This is a genomic window from Paenibacillus sp. N3/727 (assembly GCF_022637315.1).
In the GTDB taxonomy this organism is placed as follows: Bacteria; Bacillota; Bacilli; order Paenibacillales; family Paenibacillaceae; genus Paenibacillus_AQ; species Paenibacillus_AQ uliginis.
In genome coordinates this window covers 711,935-733,352 of sequence record NZ_CP093336.1, presented here as the reverse complement: position 1 = coordinate 733,352, position 21,418 = coordinate 711,935, and the positions used below count along the sequence as shown (strand labels likewise).

Genomic DNA, 21,418 nt, shown 5'->3' with positions numbered 1-21,418 from the left:
ATAAACTTTGCAAATCTACTGAGAAGATCTCCATATGAAGATCGCTTAGGTTTTTAGACAAAAGTGTAGCAGGGAATAAAGCAATATATGTCAAATTAGCAGCGGTTGCTTCTGTTATTCTATTGCTAAGGAGGTTATCAATTGAGCTACAGTCCGATCATCCAAGAGTCTATTGCCTTTATAGAGACGCATTTGCACGAAGAATTATCGCTAGAGAGCATGGCTGCGTTTGCGGGGTTTTCAAAGTATCATTATCATCGGATTTTTCAGCAAGAGGTTGGCGTGACCGTTTCTGAGTATATCCGATTTCGGAGAATTGCAAATTCATCCAACATGTTACTGTTCACAGATGAAAAAATTATAGATATTGCCATCTATTATCGCTTTGAAAGCCAAGAATCGTTCACCCGTTCTTTTAAGAAATACTATCAATTACCGCCAGGGCAGTATCGCAAAATTATGGGCAAATTAACGATGCAAAGGGAGGAAATGAAAATGAAGAATGGACAATTATTAAAAGGATGGCAATTAAGCGGGAGTCACCCCTTCAATTATCAGATGGGGATTGACCGAGAAACCTTCCATCAAGGGAAAGCATCCGGATTTTTAAAGTCGGTTACAGTAGTACCGACGGAAGGCGAATTTGCAACGATGATGCAGCAATTCAAAGCGGATAAATATATGGGCAAAAAACTAAAGCTCTCAGGGTTTATCAAAACAAAGGCAGTGAACGGGTTTTGCGGGTTCTGGATGCGAGTCGACGATGCGCTTCATGATGTGCTGCAATTTGACAACATGAGTGACCGCCCCATTATCGGAGATACGGCGTGGAACCATTACAGCATCGTGCTGGATGTGCCGGAAAATAGTGCCTCGATTGCTTTTGGGGTGCTGCTGTCCGGAAGCGGAAAGGTCTGGATTGATGGGCTTCAATTCGAGGAAGTCGATACCAAGGTGCCTACGACAAATATGGATTTTATGTGTGAACTTCTAGACGAGCCTATGAATTTATCGTTTGAGGAATAGAGAGGTGTTGTAGAATGAATGATACTAAAAAACAAAGCCTTGGCATTGTCATCGGTCTTGTGATCGTGGCGGCCGTGATGGCTTTGATCCGCTACCGCCAAAGAAGTCGACCACCTCATCACCCGACGACTGCTATTCTTGATTGGAATAGCTACAGTTCGAACGGCTTCTGGGTTGGATGAACATACTTCGTTACATCACCTTTGGAGATTTCCCATACTGTGTCCGGAAGGGGTTCCTCCGCCGGTAGCCCTGCCTTCCAAATGGTTGTCTGAGTGCGGTCACCGTACCAAGCCGGTGCCTTACCTTTCAAATGAGCATAAAATGTTTAAAGCGACACTGCGCCCAACCAAAGGTTGCTGCGTTCTTAACCCTAATACATCTGTGGTCCTGACCGTGATGTCTGCTGCGTTCATGGCGTCCTCGAAACCCCGTTGAAAGGACGACGGATGGAATACAGCTTGTAAAAAGCCCGCAAATTCCTCTGCGGGCACGCAGCCGTCTTACAACAGACAATGGGGGCGTCCCAGGTCAATGGACCTTTTGGGACACCCCCATTGTCTGTTTTTATTTAATAGAACAGCCTCTTAATGCTTTATCCTATGAATCATTCATGGCATCAACTTTTTGCTTTCAGCAGCATCAGTTTTTACACCTTGCATCCATGTCATATGACTACGTCCAGTAAAGGCTTAAGCCCGGTCGCAGACTACGGTCAAACTAGCAGTATAGTTGCACCAAGCATAACAAACAGCATCAGAAAGCCCGTATCTCTTGCTGCCCATGACAGACTGTGCAGGCTGGTCCGCGGCTCGTTCATCACAAATCCCCTGGACTCCATGGAATGAATGAGATCCTGCGCCCGGCGAAAGGCACTGACCGTAACGGGCACGAGCAAGGCGACGAGCATTTTGGCCTTATCCTTCCACGGCAATTCCTTCAGATCTGCTCCACGGGATGCCTGAGCTTTCAAAATTTTATGCGTCTCATCCAATATTGTCGGAATGAACCGGAGTGCTATGCTGATCATCAGACTGAGCCGCTCCGGGTGCACCCCGACTTTTTTTAACGGCTTGAGCACACCCTCCAGACCCAGATTCAGCTTGCCAGGTGTTGTTGTAAACGTCAGTATAGCCGTGAACGATACCAGAAGAGCCATCCGCATTACGCTAAGCAGGCCAACTTCCAATCCGCCGCTAAAGAGGGTGAACGATCCCAGACTAAGCAAGGCTTCCCCACTTTTAACCGTGAGCACCTGAATGACAAATATAAACACCATAAGGAATCGCAGCGGCTTCATCGCCTTGAGGTAATAACGGAACGATATTCGTGTGCTATACATAATCAGAATGGAAAAGAGCGCCGTTAGCACCATGCCCGGCCATGAGGACACCATGACGATGACCGCAACGTACAGCAGCATGGCCGCAAGCTTCGCCCGTGGATCCAGACCGTGTATCCAAGAGCCGGTATCAATGCTCCTCCCGATTATCAGCTTGTCGCGCATAATCCTCCCTCATTCCTCTCCGGTGTTTTCCGTAAACATCTCAGCCTTTGTGTTTCGCAGGGCTGCTATGCGCTCTGTTAGTGATTCTGCCGTGAAACAGGGCTCTTCGTGCCCCAGATTGAAGCGTTCCGACAGAATGCTCCAGCAGCGAAGCGGTAGCGGAACTGCCATACCACACTCTTCCATGACTTCCACCCGGCCTGCCAGCTCGCGGGCAGTACCTTGAAAGGCACACTCCCCCTTATGAAGAAGGACCCATCGGTCAGCCGCTTCCAGTAATTCATCCATACGGTGTGTAACCATAATGATCGTTCTGCCTTCCTCACGACATAGGGTCTGCAGCATCCCAATCAGTTCCATCCTGCTAACGGGGTCCAGTGTAGCCGTCGGTTCGTCTAGGACGAGAATGTCCGGCTCCATGGCAAGCACTGAGGCGATGGCGGCCTTTCGCATCTGCCCGCCGCTCAGCTGAAACGGGCTGCGCTGCAGCAGGGCCGGATCCAGACCCATTTTAACAAATGCCTGCAATGCTTTCTGTTTAGCTTCCTCCTGACTTGCTCCGAAATTCATCGGCCCGAAACAAATATCCTTTTCCACCGTTTCCTCGAACATCTGCTGCTCCGGGAACTGAAACACCAATCCGACACGTCGCCGGAGCTCTCGCATTTTAGGTGCCTTCTCACCTGCAGTAATCATGACATCAAGCACAGATACTGTGCCGGCTGTCGGTTTGATAATACCGTTGAACAGCTGAAGCAGCGTGGATTTACCTGATCCAGTCGTTCCGGCCACGCCAATGAATTCTCCTGAACCAATTCCGAGATCGATATTTCGAAGTGCAGCGCTGGCCCAAGGGGTACGGGCATCATAATCGAAGCACACCTTCTCTAATTGAATGACCATAAGAAATCCATCAGCTCCTGTTCATCACCGGATTGTCCTTTTGCAACTCCCCGAGACTCCAATTCCTGTACAAGCTTCCGTGCAAATGGGGCCTCTAGGCTGCACAGCAACATCAGCTCCCTATCCTTAAACAGGTCGTCAGGTGACACATCTGCAATAACAGCACCGTCCCGCAGAGCAAGCACCCTTTCAGAGGCCATAATTTCATCCGCGTCATGCGTAATGGACACAATGGTATACCGCCCCTCCCGGTGCATATCCCTAAGGATATGGGTCAAGTCGCGCCTTGCCTGTTCATCCAGCATGGAGGAGGCTTCGTCCAGCACCAATATTTCTGGCTCCATGGCAAGCACTGAGGCTAACGCAACCCGCTGCTTCTGTCCACCGGACAGCTCGGAGGGATGTCTTTTAAGCAGATGGCTAACGCCAAATCGTTCAGCATACCGGTCGATCTGCTCTCTCATCTGCCGCCTCGGCATACACATGCCCTCAAGTCCAAAGGCAATGTCCTCTTCCACCGTGCTGCCAACAAATTGATTGTCCGGATTCTGAAATACCATCCCTACCTTACGGCGGATTGCGATCAGGTTATCCGGTACAAGCTCCAAGCCCGCTGTCTCTATAAGACCTTCATTAGGCGCCAACAGTCCGTTAAACAGTCTGGCAAGCGTAGATTTTCCACTCCCATTACTCCCCACGACAGTCACCCACTGTCCTTGGGGAACCGTAAAGCTGACAGAGCGGATGTTGTTCGACTGCCCGTTATACGAAAAGCTAACCTCCTTAAAGGTTAGTGCCGGGGCCTGATGCTGTTCTCCAGACGCGCACTTTTCCGATTCATGCGACTTAGGCCTGTTATATAATCCCGCTCTGTTCATAGCAAGTTCCTCCCTTCTGCCGTCCTCACAGCTGAAATCTGCCTGTTTACGGTCTCCCGTGCAACCTCTTAATCTGTAAAACCAGCAAACAATGACAGCTTGGAAAGCGATGGCACCAAATATCTTACGGCAATACCGATAAGGACACCGGTCACAATACCGGTCAGAAGAAGCGCCGGCAAATAGTAAAAGATCGAAGAGGTTTTGAAAATAATCGAAGCAGCCGTCAGCTGACCGATATTGTGCGCTACCCCGCCGGCGATGCTGATTCCGATCAGACTGAGTCTTTTTCCGCTAATTTTGAGCAGGCCATACATGACAACAAAACTGAATAGCGCGCCGAACAGACTGAACAAAAAGCTGGAAAAGGTTCCGAAGATCATCGCGGTCAGAACCGTCTTTAGAACGATTAACGTCATCGCGTCTCTTCCCCGCAAAAAATACAAGCAGGTCAGCACCATAATGTTAGCCAGCCCCAGCTTTGCGCCCGGCACTGACAGGTTCACCGGAATAAGGGATTCCACAATGCTTAGCACAACAGCAACCGCCGCAAAAATGGCAATAATGACCGTCTTTTTAAGCAGCATGGCAGATTCGTTAATTGACAACGGCGTCGACTTCATCCTGGCTCTCTCCTCCCGAGGCACCCTCTACCTCAACCAATACTTTGTGAGGCAAGCAGACGATGCTTTGATTTTTCTTGTCAACGAACCCGAAGCTGAGGCACACTTTATCCGGGCAGTCCGCTTCAATCATTTCGATCCCGTAATCATACACCTTAAGAATATTCATACCATGATCCGTCTTAATTTCAATAATCTGTTCTTCTTCCGTTAATTCCACAGTCTTAAACAATTGACCATCCACCGTAATGGTTGCCGTCAACGGATTATTGTGATTTTTTTCACTATCTTTTCCGTCCAACCATCTCGGAACAAGAAATATCAGTGCTGCTGCCAGCACAACTGAGATCAGTACCAAGTCTCCGCGTTTCATAAGCATCTTCCTTATTTTTTGATTATATAAATCTTAGACGTCCTCATTATACCTACTCCCCACCTATCCTTCAATGAAGGAAACACCCAATCCGGCCAGTTTGAGAATGATTTCACAAAATCATCACTAAATCCAAAATTTTATTCAAAAATTTAAGTAAATTATGAGAAGTCTCACATCCACCCTCTGACGGGCTCTGCTATAATCCAGTCGAAACCTGGTGGAAAAGAGGAATCCTCATGAAAATAATTAAGCGCTCATCACTGCTTCTGCTTTTGTCCGCCCTGCTTATCATCGGAGGCTGCATGAACTCCGGCGCGGCTCCTGCAGATCTCACTGAAAAGACGCCCGACTCCGGCCAGAAGACGGAAATAACCGATCCAATCAAGAAGTCTTACTATATTTTTGATACCATTGTGCAGGTTAAGGTGTATGACAGCCGGATCACGGACCGTCATTTTGATGAAATTGAAGAACTACTTAAAACGATCGACGCTGAAATGAGCCGCACGAATGACAAGAGTGAGCTGGCCAAGGTGAACGATAATGCCGGGATCAAGCCTGTCCAAGTATCCGAACAAACCTTCAATGTTATTCAAAAAGCATATGAGTACTCTAAGCAAACAGAAGGCCGTTTCAATCTGGCAATTGGCCCTCTCGTCACGCTGTGGAATATCGGAAATGAAGGCGCGCATGTTCCTGACCAGTCTAAAATTGATGAACTTATACCGCTTAGTCAATATAACCAGGTCGAACTGAACCCGGACACCCGTGAAGTATACTTGAAAGAAAAAGGCATGGAAATGGATCTTGGCGCTATCGCCAAGGGTTATTCGGCGGACGTCATTGCCAAATATTTGACCGACAACGGCTTCAAGAGCGCCATCATTGATCTGGGCGGTAACGTGCTTGCCTTGGGACAAAAGCCGGGCGGCCACAAATGGACCATCGGTATCCAAGATCCTGACCTTTCTCGGGGCAATCCGATCGGCAACCTGAAGGTGGAGAACCAGACTATCGTCACATCGGGCGTATACGAGCGCTTTTTCGAGGAAGATGGAAAAGTGTACCACCATATTCTGGATTCGGATACAGGATATCCTGTCGACAACAATCTGAGCAGTGTCACGATTCTGACAGACAAATCCATCGATGCGGACGCGCTGTCCACCTCGATCTTCTCCATGGGATTAGAAAAGGGCCTCGAATTTGCGGAGCAACTGGATAAGGCAGAGGCCTTATTTATAACCAAGGATAAAAAAGTGTACATTACGTCAGGTATGGCTAAGGTTCTGACTATGACCAACGACAGCTACACGTTAATGAACGAATAGCACAAAAGTAAGAGCAGGACATCTCTTCCTTACTGGAAAAGCTGCCCTGCTCTTCTATGTGCTGTTGTTTGTTCCCTACTAACTCATTCAGCACAGAGTACCGAGTCTACCAACTGGTCTGCAGCCGTGTTAAGCCATTTCCTGTTGGGCCCTCATATATTTCACGAACATGCCCGCAAAATCGGGATCCCACTGTGTTCCCTGGCCTTCTTCCAGAATATTCAGAGCCTCGATGGATCTCATCCCACTGCGGTAAGGTCGATCAGAGGTCATCGCGTCATATGCGTCCGCAACCGCAATAATCCGCCCGAACAGCGGGATATCACAGCCCTTCAAGCCGTCAGGATAACCTTTTCCGTCATAGCGCTCATGATGGGAACGTACCCCTTCCAGATATGGAGCCATCGCATCAGCTGGCTCGATCTGCCGCAGGATGTTCTCCCCCTGCTCCGGATGGGCTTTCACCTGAGAAAACTCTTCCTCTGTCAATCTTCCCTCCTTCAACAAAACGTTATCCCGGACTCCGATTTTCCCAATGTCATGAAGTAGCGCAGTCTTATGCAAGAGGTCGATCTCACTTTCATTCAGTCCTGCCAGTTCACCAAGAAGAACCGAGTATTCCGCCACACGTAATGAGTGTCCTGCCGTATAAGGGTCACGTGCATCCAGTGCAGCAGCCAGAGCCGCAAAATAGCTGTCTAGTAACTTCCGGTTCCGTTCTTCTCTCACCTGCAACCCCCGGACCATCATATTAAAACCGGCGATCAGTGTGGAAAATTCATCTGAATACAGATTCGAGGTCTGAATCAGACGCCCTTCCTTAACTTCATTCATTGCCCGGTATAACTGACGAATGGGACGATGCACATCTTGTGTCAACAGAAGTGCGCCAATATAGGCGAAAGTTACTCCAATCAACAGAATGACACCAGCCCAGCCCCAATATTGCTGGGAAATGATCTTGTCAAACTCCTCAAGTCGGATCTGGGCTGCCAGACTGAATAAAAAGAGCGGAAAAGTTCCGATCAGCATCGTGCTGAGCAGGAACTTCGTACGAATGGCAGTAAACACATGTCCCTCCAGCGAAAAGTCAACGCCAAACCGGGACAGCGCCTGTCGGCGAAGCTCTTTTACCACTGGACGAATAGCAGCTACGGTAAGGAAAAATTCGATCATCGCATGACAACTTGCAATGAGCACCGCACCTAGTGAAGCCAGCCAAATATAAAAGGACGGTATGCTGAGCAGCCCACGATTCAGCATCCAAATCGTAATCAAGATCGCCGGCACAGACAGGCCGAACAAATGTGGACCATATATACGGTACACCGCCTGCTTCGGCATACGGTGCACCTGAAGGTAAGCAGCCTCCAGGGTCGCCAGATCTGCATTTGAAGTATTCAAGGTTTGCCGGATCAATCGCATATGCCTCAAAAATACAAAGATTTCTGCAATAATCATAATGAGGAACGAGATTCCAATAATGCTCAACAGACGCATACCTTCAATGTAAGAAATTTCAAATGTACTTATGAGCAACACGCCGCCTACTACGAGTACAGCAATAAGGGAACCGATTACATAATTACGGATAAGCTGATTTAAGAAGGACCTGTATAGTTGCATGAAATGCCTACTTTCGTCGCAATTAGTCATATTATATTCGTTTATGCACCGTTGGCTGGAATTATACTTCCATTCATTAGGAATAAATTACCTATGTATAGAATATCGTTGGAATCGACAAAAAAATCAAGAGATTTTGTTTCTTTCCAATTTTGTACTGACCTATCTTTGCTAAAGTGTATCAAGTGTGATATAATCATAAATTGTTAGGCGAAGTTTAACCCCGTAAGTTCCTCGCGAATTTTATATTTTCTAACTCAGATGAAGTTGAGAATTCCTATTTTCTAACCCAAAAGTAAGAGTTTAAGGATGTTGGTTTTCTGATTCACACTGGAGCGGTCATCGGAGCCGCAAGGACGAAAGAGAGGCAGGGCTTTTGTTGTTTTGGAAGTAATGTATCCCGAAATTGAACTTCAAACACAAGGAACCGACTGTACAGCCGATCAGGCCGTCAGGGGTTAAATTATATTGGCGCTTCAGCGCTCACAAAAGTACCCTGCAGACTATTCTGCAGGGTACGTCTATATCCACCAGATCCAGAAAAGTAATTAAATGTTACACCAGCCTTTAAAATACATATCATACCATTTATGTTGTCGATTACCTGCCTTTATGGCATAATGGAGGCATAGATTGGGCAGCTAAATGGAGGGCATTTCGTTTGTTTACAAACGAGATGCCTTCCTGTTTATCAACATGATTTTTACATTAAATGTAACCTTCTTAAATCGGCTGCTCCATTAAGGGAGGTTGAGGCGATCGGTATACATCTCTGTAGACGTTCTTTCACACAAGAATTCGGAAGCGGAGGATGTTTATATGAATATTCCAAAAACCAAGCAAGGGAAAAAGCCAAAAGATCGGGCAGGTATCTTCATATTTGCGATCTCCTGCATCTCGACCGCGATTCTCGTATTCATTATCGTTGAGATTATCCTGAGGACCATGTTTGGAACACTGAAATGAACGTATTCGATACCAAGGAGGATCATGTATGAAATGGACCGGATTGTGCATCACAATAAATTTAGGTTGCAGCTCAATCTATAATGAGCCATAGCATGAGGAGAGGAGATATGACCATGAATTTGCATAAGATCAATGTAAGAGAAACGCTTGTTTCCCAATTAACTTTTTTTGATGAACAGCTCACTCTATTTCTTGATCGGTACCTCCCTGCCGCTGACGACGTCCGTATTGTGCGAGAACGAAAAAATACCAAAGCGTTTATCGAACGCTATATGTTCAAGCTGGAGCAGTATCTGAACAATCACATCGACGGTGATGACATCCCGTGCCCCGATTTTGTATTTCTCGGGAGTACGGTAACCGTGCAATATGACGACAGCAATCACTGCGAATCCTATGCATTGTGTCTGCCGGAAGACTCTGATCCGGATAATGGCTGCATATCCATCGTCTCTCCGCTCGGCTCCCAGCTTCTTATGGCTGCCAAAGACAGCCAAATTACAATTGTGACTCCCGGGCAAATCACAAAAGTGACCGTTGTAGATATAAACTGCGACTAATTCCCAAGCATGAGTTAAACACATAGAATAACCATCAGCACACCTCAAGGGGCTGTCCTTCGGTCTACCCACGACCAAGTTGACAGTCCCTTTTTTGCCTTTAAGCCCCTTTCACTTCCCTTCAAATATGTATAACGAAATTTTTCTCCAATTGCTGCTCTGAAATACCAGTATAGTTGTGACAGACGCCTAGTCCCATGCATATGATGCCGAAGACGAACCACTTTTCGGAAGGAGCGTGCAGTCTTGAAAAAACGAGGGAAGCATACAGCGGGTAAAAATCCAACCCAGCGCTATGTGGTGGACCCTAATACAAGAGAAATTGATTGGGCAGGACGTAACGAAGCAAAAAACCGTGCAGCAGCAGATAGGGAGGCCCGGGTTCTTTCGGCTCCAGCGGCAGCTGCTCCGGAAGAAGAAAGCATCGACGCCTTAGATCTCGAAGCTCTGCTGCCTGAGGAAAGCACCGATGTACCGGAAGAGGAGGTAATGAGAGAAGATTTTGAAGAGGAAGACAGCCCCCTCTCTCCAGACACCTTAGAATTATTCAACACCGCCGACCACCGGGAGCACCTGCTGACTGAGAAACAAATGCCCGGCCTAAAGGGGCCTTTTATCTATACTGAAGATATCAGTGAAGGTGCAGTCACGGAAAGCCGGATCGCCTCCCGTGCCATCACCGCCTCCAAGCTGGCCACCGGATCAGTCGGAAGTGATGCATTGCAGGATTACGCTATAACAGGTCTTCAAATTGCCGACGGCAGCATCACCTCCGCCAAGCTTGGAGGTTCGGTAATCAACAGTGATCATCTGGCCGATAGTTCCATCACTGACCGGAAGATTGTAGTTGGTACGATAAGTGGAGATAAAATCAAGGATGCCAGTCTAACCTCTCACAAGCTGGCCGATCATAGCATCACCTCGGATAAACTTGCGAACGGAGCGGTGCTCTCCCGCCATCTCAGTGGTCTAAGCATATCAGGCGGCCTGCTTGATGATGCTGCCGTCACCAGTAACAAGATTGCCTCAAGCGCTGTGGAAACACGGCATCTGGCCAACGAATCCGTGCACACCTCCAAGCTGGCGGATCAATCTGTCTCCACATCCAAACTTCGGGAAGGCGCAGTCAGCGCCAGTAAGATTGAGTCCGGCGCCGTTGATGGAACTCACATCCAGAATCATTCCATTACCGGTCTTCACTTGGCCGATGGAGTTGTTGCCCGGAATCACCTGGAGCATGAGGTGATCGGATCTGAGCAGTTGGCTGAGAGTACGATCAGTGGGAAGCATATTCAGAAAGACGCCATTACTACTGTCCACCTGGCGCAAGGCGCAATCGGGTCAGATCAAATCCGAACAGCCGCCGTTGGTAAGGATCAGATCGGGAGCCAAGAAATTCAATCTCGTCACATTAGCGATTTCAGCATTACAAACACAAAGCTGGCAAATCAGTCAGTAGGCACCGCAAAACTGGTGGAGCAATCTGTTACAGCATCAAAAATTGCCGACCAAAGTATTTTGTCCAGCAAGATTTCCGATGAAGCTATCCACACCCGCCATTTGGGTAAAGGGTCCGTCGATTCAGAACAGCTCGCTACCAAAGCAGTGCGTTCCCAACATATCGGTAATAGCGCTATCCAGAGCGAGCATATTACGGAAGGTAGTCTGCAGCCCCACCACTTTAACGATAATGCTGTCCATCCGGCTGCTATAGCGTCCCAAGCGATTACAGAGCGTCATTTGTCTGGTGGATCGGTTACCTCATTTCATCTTCAGACAGAATCTGTGACGGAAGATAAACTTTCACTAGGCTGTGTAACAAGCAGCAAGCTGGCAGCTGGTTCCGTCAACGGAGAAATCATTGCGAAGGAAGGCGTCAATTCCTCGAACATTGCGAAAGGAGCGATACGACAGGCACATCTTGCAGCAGGAAGTGTTGGCTCTGTATCTCTGCAGACCGGTGCGGTCGGTCAGGATCATCTTGCCATCGGCTCCGTTACAAGCAAGCATATCGCACCATCCTCCGTTGTATCGGATGCTATTGCTAACGGCTCGATAACGACAGAGAAGCTTGCACTGGGTGCCATTACGGACTCTTTCATCGCTCCTGGAGCTGTATTCCCGCAGCATCTGTCGGATCATGCGGTAACCTCGCTTAAGCTTTCCCCGGAAAGCGTGTCGACTGATAAATTAACCGACCTGGCGGTCACTACCGCCAAGCTGGCAGAAGGAAGCGTAAGCTCCTCTAAAATTAAAGAAAATGCAATTAAGGGCATTCATTTATCCGTTGAGTCGGTATCGGCTGATGCCTTGCAAAAGAACTCTGTTACAACTGACAAAATCGCTCCTCATTCGGTTTCTGCCCAGCATCTGGCACTCGAATCCATTTACGGCAAACATTTGACACAAGAATCCATCTACGGATATCATCTCAAAAAAAATATTATTACGCTGGATCATCTTTCCGACGAAGTTCGTTCCGTTGAAATTTTCGCAGACGAAAGCATACCTGGTCACAAGCTTCAGCCTGGGCTTATTATAGAGACTCATCTCAGTCCTTCGGCTGTATCTGAGGCCGTCATACAAGATAACGCGGTCAGCGGCAACAAAATCCAGAACGCCTCGATTTCCGCAGATCACTTGCAGTCTGGTATCATTCAGCCGAATCATCTCAGCGATAATGTTATCCACTCCCGCCACCTCCAGAACGGAGTTATCGGAGAAAGCCATATCGCTCCGGAATCGGTAGGCCAGAATCATCTGCAGGATGAGGTGGTAACCTCCAGACACATCATGGAAGGATCCGTCGGCTCCTCCCACATTCAATTGGAAGCTGTCAACCGCTCCCACATCGCAGAAGGCAGCATAGCCTCACATCATATTGATGATTCCGCTATAAAAGATCGTCATATTGCAGCTTCTTCCATCACGACTGAACATTTGCAAAGTCAATCCGTATCCTACAACCACCTGCAGGAAGAGAGTGTAGGCTCCGATCATCTGCAGCTTGGTGTCGTACAGTCCCGCCATTTAGCAGAAGGAGCGGTTCTCCCCCATCATTTACAGGAGCGTAGCATCGCTTCCAGTCATATTGAAAAGGGCGCTATCACATCTGACCTCTTACAGAAAGGCAGTCTGACGGGTGACAAATTCGCAGCTCACAGCATACCGGGCAGCAAAATCGCCTCAGGTTCCCTCTCCGGCAAGCATCTTGTAGACGGCTCCATCGAATACCGTCATCTCACACCGGAAGCATTAGATTCCCTTGCCGTACAGGATGGCAGCATTAATGGGATCAAGATCGCGGAAAGTTCCATCGACTGCCGTCATCTCACACCGGAAGCATTAGATTCCCTTGCCGTACAGGATGGTAGCATTAATGGGATCAAGATCGCGGAAAGTTCCATCGACTACCGTCATCTCACGCCGGAGGCACTAGACTCCCTTGCCGTACAAGATGACAGCATTACGGGGAACAAGATCGCGGAAAGTTCCATCGACTACCGTCATCTCACACCGGAGGCGCTAGACTCCCTTGCCGTTCAAGATGACAGCATTACGGGGAACAAGATCGCGGAAAGTTCCATCGACTACCGTCATCTCACGCCAGGGGCGCTAGACTCCCTCGCCGTACAAGATGACAGCATTACAGGAGCAAAAATTGCAGACGGTTCCATTGACTACCGTCATCTTACGCCGGAGGCACTCGATTCCCTTGCGGTACAAGATGGCAGCATTACGGGGAACAAAATTGCCGAAAGTTCCATTGACTGCCGTCATCTCACGCCGGAAGCACTCGATTCCCTTGCGGTACAAGATGGTAGCATTACAGGGACTAAAATAGCGGAAAGCTCCATCGAATACCGTCATCTCACGCCAGAGGCGCTAGACTCCCTTGCCGTACAGGATGACAGCATTACGGGGAACAAAATTGCCGAAAGTTCCATCGACTACCGTCATCTCACGTCAGGGGCGATAGAGTCCCTTGCCGTACAGGATGACAGCATTACGGGGAACAAGATTGCCGAAAGTTCCATCGACTGCCGTCATCTCACGCTAGAAGCGCTAGAGTCCCTTGCCGTACAGGACGACAGCATTACGGGAAAAAAAATTGCCGAAAGTTCCATCGACTACCGTCATCTCACGCCAGGGGCGATAGAGTCCCTTGCCGTACAGGATGACAGCATTACGGGGAACAAGATTGCTGAAAGTTCCATCGACTACCGTCATCTCACGCCAGGGGTGATAGAGTCCCTTGCCGTACAGGATGACAGCATTACGGGGAACAAGATTGCCGAAAGTTCCATCGACTACCGTCATCTCACGCCAGGGGCGATAGAGTCCCTTGCCGTACAGGATGACAGCATTACGGGGGCTAAAATTGCGGAAAGTTCCATTGACTGCCGTCATCTCACACCAGGGGCGATAGAGTCCCTTGCTGTACAAGATGACAGCATTACGGGGGCTAAAATCGCGGAAAGTTCCATCGACTACCGTCATCTCACGCCAGGAGCGATAGAGTCCCTTGCTGTACAGGATGACAGCATTACGGCGGCTAAAATTGCAGAAAGTTCCATTGAGTACCGTCATCTCACGCCTGAGGCGCTAGACTCCCTTGCCGTACAGGATGACAGCATTACGGGGAACAAGATTGCCGAAAGTTCCATCGACTACCGTCACCTCACGCCAGGGGCGATAGAATCCCTTGCCGTACAGGATGACAGTATTACGGGAAACAAGATTGCGGACGGAACGATTACCAGTCAGCATCTTGCCGATGAAGCCGTCACAGAGGATCATCTTGCACCGGCCTCCGTATTCCCAAAGCATATGTCCTTCACACCGATCCGGAGTACCGATGCTCAGCCTGCAGTCCAGCAGTACGGTTTGACCGCGTTCGCAATTCCGGCAGGAGAAAACACGACCGAAGTGATCGTCAACTTTGAAGAGCCGTTTGCATCTGTTAATTACGTCATCGTTGCCATGAGCAATCATCCTGGCTTCCAAGTATCACTTAAACTTCAAAGAAGCGACGTCACCGTCCTGGAAGTCACACGCCAATCAAGCTGCAATTCAAGCTACGGATTTTTATCCTGGATTGCTATCGGTCCATCCCAATAATCCATTCTTAAGCGGTACTCTATCCAGAGTACCGCTTGTTAAATTCACAGTGCTCTAAACCTAGTATTTCCCATATAATAGGGTAAACCGGAGTAATATAGGAGGTATTCAAATGACCCATTTTTATACCGTTTGGGGTCAGTCGAGAGTCAAGCTGAGGTGGCATGGGAGCGACGACCTCCCTCCCCTTCATCTGATCACAAGTGTGCATGGTTTCTGCTATCTGGATAGCCGCCTGCTTCTCGTGGACCTGCGCGACCGCGGCTGGGACTTTCCCGGGGGACACATTGAACCGCGGGAAATGCCAGAGTCCTGCTTCAAGCGGGAAGCGCTGGAAGAGGGTTATGTTGAAGGTGACTGTAAGCTGCTAGGTCATATCTCAGTCGACCACAGCGAATGCCCTAACTGGACCGAGAACAGCCGCTACCCCAAAATAGGCTATCAGGTGTTTTACCGGATGGACATCGCCCAGCTCCATCCTTTCGAGGCCGAATTCGAGTCGGCTCGCCGGATTTTTATCAATCCTGCTGAGACGCAGCATTATTACAAGGGCTGGAATCCGGTACATAAGCATATTTTGGAGGACTCACTCGAGCTGAAGCCATAAGGAATTAACACCCATTTGTAAGCTGGGCTTTTTGTTTTGAATATATGAATTCTATTCACAATCGAACCGTATTCAACATAGCCGGGTTTACTTGGGCGAAATCATAAACTACAATTAGTTTGAGGTGGTATCTATGATATTAGTAAGCTCCTGTCTGGCAGGAATGGAAGTAAGATATAACGGTACGCATAGCTTAAATCAAACGATCCGCGAGCTGATCGAGCAAAACAAAGCGGTCAGCGTATGTCCCGAACTGCTCGGCGGTTTTTTTACACCCAGAGAACCTGCCGAGATTATTGGCGGTGACGGGGATGACGTGTTAGACGGCAAAGCCAAAGTGGTCGAGAAATCAGGCCGGGACGTGACGGATATGTACATTAAAGGTGCTTATGCCGCTCTAGAAAAAGCCCAAGACATCCATGCAACAACCGTTGTCCTCAAAGAATACAGTCCCTCGTGCGGCAGCGCCATGATTTATAACGGCCGTTTTGAGAACGAAAAAATGACTGGCAACGGCGTTACCACTGCGCTGCTGACCCGGCACGGCATACGCGTGATATCCGAAGAGCAGTTGGCGGAACTTGTCGTTTCATAGATCGGAGTTTTATTTATTTTTTAACAAGCCTTGAAATGAACGAGTTTCACGTTGTCAGGTATTATAGGGGATATTTCGAAAGTAAAACGATCTTTTCCTACAGGAATATGCGGACCAACCGTAGGATTCGCTTCAAGAGTAATCAATAAGTGAAAACTCCTAAACCCGTTTAATCGCTCTACATGTTTGATATCAATAGAATAAGGATACTGCTTCGGTGAGACGGTCAGCAGGCTTGAATAAACTTCATCAAGTTTTTGCTCTATATGCGGTAACAGAAAAAGCATTAGCATATCTTGAAATTGCAGCTCTCTGGATTCTTGAGGGTTCTTCACTTCTGCAAAGCAGGACCCCTCCCACCCCACAAACAGTGTTAGGATCAAAGAAAAAACAATCCATCCTTTTCTCAATGTTCTCCTCCTTTGGACAACAGCAGTTGAATATAAATATTCCAAAATAACAATTTTTCATACACATTTCTCGTCCTTGTTCAAAACTACAAACGCACGGAGCCCGAATTCGGTATCCGTGTGTTTGTAGTTATGTTATTACACATCATATTAATCCAGAAAAAAAGGCACCCCCAAAGCTATACTCTGGAAGCACCTTTTCTGTAAACTACTACTAATCCTAAACAAGCTCTTAACCACCACGGTCGGCCCGTCCATTGGTGAAACCAATCCGCTTTACAACACAATCTCGATTGTAGTGCCATGACCCGGCTGACTTTCCGCTGTAATCATGCCATCATGTGCGATAATAATATCATGTGCGATCGCCATGCCTAGACCGGAGCCTTTATGCCGTTCCCCAGTATTTGTACCCCGATAGTAACGGTCGAAGATCCGTTCCAGTTCCTCTTCCGGAATGCCCTTGCCATTATCGGCCACAGTAATACGGACGCGTCCTTTGTACTCCTGCTCGATACTTACTTGAATAACCACACTCTCATCGTTATGAACAATCGCATTGTCGATCAGATTGCCGATCACCCGCTGCATTAAGATTTTGTCAACGTCTTTGACCAACCGTTCGGCACTGCAATGAAACTCAATTGCCCGCTCCGCATGCCTCGGATCGTTCAACCGGTCAATAACGACATCCCGCACAACTGACACAAGATTGACAGGCTCCCGCCGGACAGCGAGCTGTTTGTTCTTGAGTCGGGTCGACAGATTGAGATCCTCGATCACTTCCTCCAGATAGAGCGCCTTCTGTTCAATGATCGCAGCATACTCCTGCATCTCCTCAACAGAGAGGCGATATTCTACCTCCTTCATCAATTCCGCATACCCCTGAATGGAAGCGAGCGGCGTCTTAATATCATGAGAAATGTTGCCGATCCATTCTTCCTTCATTTTATCCATTTGCCGCTGCTTGTGCTCATTCGCACGCAACTCCTTGGATAGGTTGTGGACATGCTGAAACATTTCTTTATAGATACCTTTAGGCCGATTATGCAGATCGTATTGTTTGTTGGCCAAACTTTTGATCCCGTCCATGAGCGCATGCAGCGGCTCCGTAAGCCGCTTGCTGAATAAATAGGCAATGAACAGTGCAATGAGCGCATCAATCCCAATAAGTAGCAGGCTCCCTATTTTAAGAAACTGCCCTACTTCCCGGTAATCTAAAAGCAGCACACTCCGTTGTAAATACCGATTCTCAAAGCCAATAAAATAGCTGTAAGCGGTCTGCCCCGCCTGCTTTTCACCGATAAACACCGTTGTATCGCCGTCAATCTCTCGATACTTGTACATCTGAACGATGTCAAACGGAGTGTATTTCATCTTGACGCCTTGCGGCACATGATAACCATACCGCTGATTGCCATCCTCATCTAAAATCTGAATCCAGGCTTGCGCGTGATCAAGTATTTCCTTGCCTTCGGCGGTCACATTGACCTCCTGTTGATCAGTGAAGACGATATGTTCGTGGAATGCTCTGGTGATCTCTTCTGCAGATGTCTCCTGCTTATTGAAGATAGGCCCGAACCAGGATGACTGGCCGATAAGCAGCATCGCTATGAGCAGAAAATTCATGGACACCACCATCACAACGATCAGCACAACTGATGTTAAAAATCTGCCAGTCAATCTCCATTTCATCAGCTATTCATCCTTTATGACCAGCTTGTACCCCAATCCCTTCACTGTGACCAGATAGACTGGATTGGATGGATTATCCTCGATTTTCTCGCGCAAACGACGAATATGAACCATCACCGTATTATCGTAGCCGATGAAATCCTCACCCCATACGTGCAAGCATAATTTTTCTTTGCTGATAATCTGGTTGGGATGGCGGAGCATGTGGGTGAACAACCCCAGTTCCTTCGGTTTTAGCTCAATCGAGTTTCCGTTCTTGCGCAGCTCCATCTTCTGCTCATCGTAGAGAAACGGCCCCGCCTGAATGACGGGGTCCGGCTTTACTTGAACCTGTTGGTAATCCGCCCGGCGAAAATGGGCTTTAATGCGATAAGCCACTTCTTTCGGGCTGAACGGCTTCGTGATATAATCATCGCCACCTATGGCGAGACCGAGCAATTTATCGATTTCTTCCGTCTTGGCGGACAGAAACAAGACTGGAACTTGCGAGACGCTTCGAATCTGCTTACAGAGCTCATAGCCTTCCCCGTCCGGCAGCATTATGTCGAGCAATACCAGATCCGGCTGCTTCTCCTGAAATTGCCGCCAACCATCTGCCACTGTCACAGCGGTATAGACATGCTCAATGCCTTCCTTACCAAGCACCGTCTTGAGCAAACGCAACAAATCCTCTTCATCGTCGACAATTAGCACTTTTCTCAACAGCGCCATGATGTATCCTCCCCGAAGCTTGGTGAGCTTTTGAATATCATTTTATCATTTTACCATAAGCTTGCCTTGGTGAAGATATGGCGCTCACCGACCATGCTTACTGTAGGCTATTCAAACAATTCCGAGATCGCATTATCATTTTTCTTCTCCATCACCAGCTTGCCGGTCTGATCCATGAGGTAAAACTGGTAGAATGCGCTGCTGAAACTCATTGACTTAGATATCATCGCATTATAATCCTCCGCACTCGCAGTGCTTAACTGATCTCCTGTCCAGAAAAAATGTAATAGCAAACGTTTCTGATTGTGTGGATGTTTAATAATATATGCCCCAGCTGTATTCGGTTTACTCATTGTTGCCTTCCATTTAAAGCCGATATCACCCGCACGCTTAATAATCCCGGGCTTTAACGCCTGAACGAGCGGATTCGTTGCGGCAGAGCCAATTACAATGACATTGCTGTTTGCGAGTTCGGTCTTCAGCTTCTTTTTGATCACTTGCCGTTCCGAGAGAACGGTAGGCTGTTGAATGCCGAAAATGTCGAACGTCGTCTGTAATGATTTCAGTACCGCTTGCTGCTGCGCCTTCGCTTTCTTGCTCGCCGATTCACTCAGCACCACCGTTAACGGCTCGCCTTGCAGCGTTTTATCCATGATCCGGCTTATCGTCTCAAACGGCAAATCCGGATTCTGAGCTAGTACACCGTGGTACATAGATTTCATCATCTCATGCATGTACTCTGCCCTCTCAGCATCCGTTAGCTGATACTCGGGCTTCAGCTCGAAATTAGGCTGCCGCAACGCCTGTTCCATCTCGCTTTGCGCCTCTTTGCCTATAGTCTCGCCAATCGTCTCGAGCAAACCGTCAATGGTCGCATTCTGATAAACGAATCGGTTGAAATAAGCCTTCATAAACAGGTCAAATTTCTCTTCACCAACAGTGCGATACAATTGATATATGGCTTGACGCCCCTTATGGTAGTAAACTGGTTGCCACAGATCGCCAACCTCCGTATTGGAGGCACTGATCGCCGTATCGAATGCGCCCTCGTCAAGCTGAATGGACTTAAACCCATTCATGATATCCCCTTGTTTTTCCGAAAAATATACTGTAGAGAAGTCCGCAAATCCTTCATCCAGAAATGACTCGGTCTCCGAGTTATTGCCAATCAAGGAATGAAACCATTGATGCGCAATTTCATGTACGAATGCAGTATGGCCTTCTACATTAGGAGTCCCCTTGATCATCCCCATCTGAATGAGGCGTGAGAATTCAACTGCCAGCCCTTCTACATGCGATTCCACAATTCGGAATTCGGGATATGGATATTCTCCATACTTATCGTTGAAGAATTGAATCGCCTTAAAGGCCTGATCAATGTAAGCCTCGATGACCTTTTCTTTTCCTGGCCCATTGTCAAAGTAGTAATACTCTACTGTCAGTCCGTCACGCGTATCTCGCTCCACCTTATAATCTGGACTCGCGAAAAAGACAAACTCACGCGTACGGTTAGCTGTCGTTGCTACCGTCTTGCGGCCAACTTCGGCATCTTGTACCGTAATCATACCCGGCATGGATACCTGATATGATGCCGGTACATTCAGTTGAACCTCGTAATCGGAGATCGTATAATAATCGGATTCGAATGAAGTGCTGTACGGCGTTCGATCCCACTGATGTTTACTGCCATCATAAACGGACATCACAGGGAACCAGTGTGCCCCATTAATTATATTTTGATAATACGACAGTCGATGCGAACCGTAAGGAATTTTAACCTTGAAGTCCACTTGAGCGGTTACCGTTTCACCGGGTTTCAACTCACGAGCAAGCTTCACTGTCAGTACTTGTTGTTTGTTCTCAAACACAAGCTGCTTTCCTGTCTCTTTTACTTGCAAAATATCGATGCCGCCAAGAAAATCGGCCGCCTGCTTATCTGGATTGTCCTTGCGAATCTGGGCATTCGCCGAGGCAAACATCTGGGCTTGCGTAGACTCCGATCGATTCGCATCAGCGAATGTATGGAAGACCAACTCGCGCAAGCTGTCCTTCGATGTATTTTTGTAGATGACCGTCTCACTGCCGTGCAAGGTCATCGTCTTCTCATCCAATCGGGCATCAATTTGATATCGAATCGGACTGTTTGTAGTTGCTTGCTCTTTTGCCTGATGGGCAGACGATGCAGGTGCATTTACGGGTGCCGCCTGAACAATGCCTGTACCGACGATCGGGCTAGCCATTACTGAGAATACAAGCGAACAGGCTACGATTCGAGTTGAAATGCGTTTTCGTTGTAAATGATTCATATGAGATTCTCTCCTTTATGCTGATTCTTGCATTATACACCCCCAACCTTTCATCATCTTGCTGTTAACCTTACATAATCCTTAATTTAGCATTTGTTCCCAAGAAATCTGTAAGAAACTTCGCATTAAAGTCACTAAGGGCTAATGTGACATGGTGTTATGACTGGAGATGCT

17 protein-coding genes and 1 pseudogene are annotated in these 21,418 nt (G+C 47.9%); 7 read left to right on the top strand and 11 right to left on the bottom strand.

Annotation, left to right across the window (positions count from 1 at the left end; all coding sequences use genetic code 11):
* Positions 1 to 141 precede the first annotated feature (141 nt).
* Positions 142 to 1,026: a helix-turn-helix domain-containing protein gene (locus MNQ98_RS03335; RefSeq protein ID WP_241931907.1), complete on the top strand. Its 885-nt coding sequence runs from the start codon at positions 142 to 144 to the stop codon at positions 1,024 to 1,026.
* 48 nt (positions 1,027 to 1,074) lie between these two features.
* On the opposite strand, the pseudogene MNQ98_RS03330 reads toward MNQ98_RS03335, so the two are convergent.
* The 6 genes and pseudogenes from MNQ98_RS03330 to MNQ98_RS03305 all read right to left on the bottom strand — a co-directional run.
* A pseudogene (locus MNQ98_RS03330) lies at positions 1,075 to 1,520 on the bottom strand (DNA methyltransferase); the annotation flags it as partial.
* A 221-nt stretch (positions 1,521 to 1,741) separates the two neighbouring features.
* Positions 1,742 to 2,533: an energy-coupling factor transporter transmembrane component T family protein gene (locus tag MNQ98_RS03325; RefSeq protein ID WP_241931906.1), complete on the bottom strand. Its 792-nt coding sequence runs from the start codon at positions 2,531 to 2,533 to the stop codon at positions 1,742 to 1,744.
* 9 nt (positions 2,534 to 2,542) lie between these two features.
* On the bottom strand, positions 2,543 to 3,436 hold the full coding sequence (locus MNQ98_RS03320; RefSeq protein WP_241931905.1) for an energy-coupling factor transporter ATPase: 894 nt from the start codon (positions 3,434 to 3,436) through the stop codon (positions 2,543 to 2,545).
* Positions 3,421 to 4,314, bottom strand: a complete 894-nt coding sequence (locus tag MNQ98_RS03315) for an energy-coupling factor transporter ATPase (protein ID WP_241931904.1) — start codon at positions 4,312 to 4,314, stop codon at positions 3,421 to 3,423. The genes MNQ98_RS03320 and MNQ98_RS03315 overlap by 16 nt, the downstream gene beginning before the upstream one ends.
* A 68-nt stretch (positions 4,315 to 4,382) precedes the next feature.
* Entirely contained in the window at positions 4,383 to 4,937 is a 555-nt protein-coding gene (locus MNQ98_RS03310) for a Gx transporter family protein (RefSeq protein ID WP_241931903.1), read from the bottom strand.
* The gene (locus MNQ98_RS03305; protein WP_241931902.1) at positions 4,912 to 5,310 is read right to left on the bottom strand and encodes a NusG domain II-containing protein; all 399 of its coding nucleotides are present in this window, start codon (positions 5,308 to 5,310) and stop codon (positions 4,912 to 4,914) included. The genes MNQ98_RS03310 and MNQ98_RS03305 overlap by 26 nt, the downstream gene beginning before the upstream one ends.
* 239 nt (positions 5,311 to 5,549) lie before the next feature.
* Here MNQ98_RS03305 and MNQ98_RS03300 point away from each other — a divergent pair, with 239 nt between their 5' ends.
* Positions 5,550 to 6,644 carry an FAD:protein FMN transferase gene (locus MNQ98_RS03300; protein WP_241931901.1) on the top strand — a complete coding sequence of 365 codons (1,095 nt, stop codon included), beginning with the start codon at positions 5,550 to 5,552 and terminating at the stop codon, positions 6,642 to 6,644.
* Between the two features lie 129 nt (positions 6,645 to 6,773).
* Here the strand turns inward: MNQ98_RS03300 and MNQ98_RS03295 are convergent, their stop codons facing one another.
* Entirely contained in the window at positions 6,774 to 8,270 is a 1,497-nt protein-coding gene (locus MNQ98_RS03295; protein WP_241931900.1) for an HD-GYP domain-containing protein, read from the bottom strand.
* A gap of 819 nt (positions 8,271 to 9,089) precedes the next feature.
* Between MNQ98_RS03295 and MNQ98_RS03290 the strand changes: the two genes are divergently transcribed.
* From MNQ98_RS03290 to MNQ98_RS03270, 5 genes are all read left to right on the top strand, one after another.
* Positions 9,090 to 9,236 (top strand): hypothetical protein, encoded by a 147-nt coding sequence (locus tag MNQ98_RS03290; protein WP_208915983.1) that lies wholly within the window; start codon positions 9,090 to 9,092, stop codon positions 9,234 to 9,236.
* 116 nt (positions 9,237 to 9,352) lie between these two features.
* Positions 9,353 to 9,799: a GreA/GreB family elongation factor gene (locus MNQ98_RS03285; protein ID WP_241931899.1), complete on the top strand. Its 447-nt coding sequence runs from the start codon at positions 9,353 to 9,355 to the stop codon at positions 9,797 to 9,799.
* A gap of 246 nt (positions 9,800 to 10,045) precedes the next feature.
* A complete protein-coding gene (locus MNQ98_RS03280) occupies positions 10,046 to 14,920 on the top strand; it encodes a WIAG-tail domain (protein WP_241931898.1) in 4,875 nt (1,624 codons plus the stop codon).
* A 112-nt stretch (positions 14,921 to 15,032) separates the two neighbouring features.
* Positions 15,033 to 15,527, top strand: a complete 495-nt coding sequence (locus MNQ98_RS03275) for an NUDIX hydrolase (RefSeq protein ID WP_241931897.1) — start codon at positions 15,033 to 15,035, stop codon at positions 15,525 to 15,527.
* 133 nt (positions 15,528 to 15,660) lie between these two features.
* Positions 15,661 to 16,122: a 2-thiouracil desulfurase family protein gene (locus MNQ98_RS03270; protein WP_241931896.1), complete on the top strand. Its 462-nt coding sequence runs from the start codon at positions 15,661 to 15,663 to the stop codon at positions 16,120 to 16,122.
* A 20-nt stretch (positions 16,123 to 16,142) separates the two neighbouring features.
* Here MNQ98_RS03270 and MNQ98_RS03265 read toward each other — a convergent pair whose 3' ends face one another.
* The 4 genes from MNQ98_RS03265 to MNQ98_RS03250 all read right to left on the bottom strand — a co-directional run bounded on the left by MNQ98_RS03265 (position 16,143) and on the right by MNQ98_RS03250 (position 21,244).
* Positions 16,143 to 16,532, bottom strand: coding sequence for a DUF3888 domain-containing protein (locus MNQ98_RS03265; protein ID WP_241931895.1), 390 nt, complete (start codon positions 16,530 to 16,532; stop codon positions 16,143 to 16,145).
* Between the two features lie 276 nt (positions 16,533 to 16,808).
* Positions 16,809 to 18,227, bottom strand: coding sequence for a sensor histidine kinase (locus MNQ98_RS03260; RefSeq protein ID WP_241931894.1), 1,419 nt, complete (start codon positions 18,225 to 18,227; stop codon positions 16,809 to 16,811).
* A gap of 3 nt (positions 18,228 to 18,230) precedes the next feature.
* A complete protein-coding gene (locus MNQ98_RS03255) occupies positions 18,231 to 18,938 on the bottom strand; it encodes a response regulator transcription factor (protein ID WP_208915989.1) in 708 nt (235 codons plus the stop codon).
* Positions 18,939 to 19,045: 107 nt separating this feature from the next.
* Positions 19,046 to 21,244 carry a M1 family metallopeptidase gene (locus tag MNQ98_RS03250; protein ID WP_241931893.1) on the bottom strand — a complete coding sequence of 733 codons (2,199 nt, stop codon included), beginning with the start codon at positions 21,242 to 21,244 and terminating at the stop codon, positions 19,046 to 19,048.
* Positions 21,245 to 21,418 lie beyond the last annotated feature (174 nt).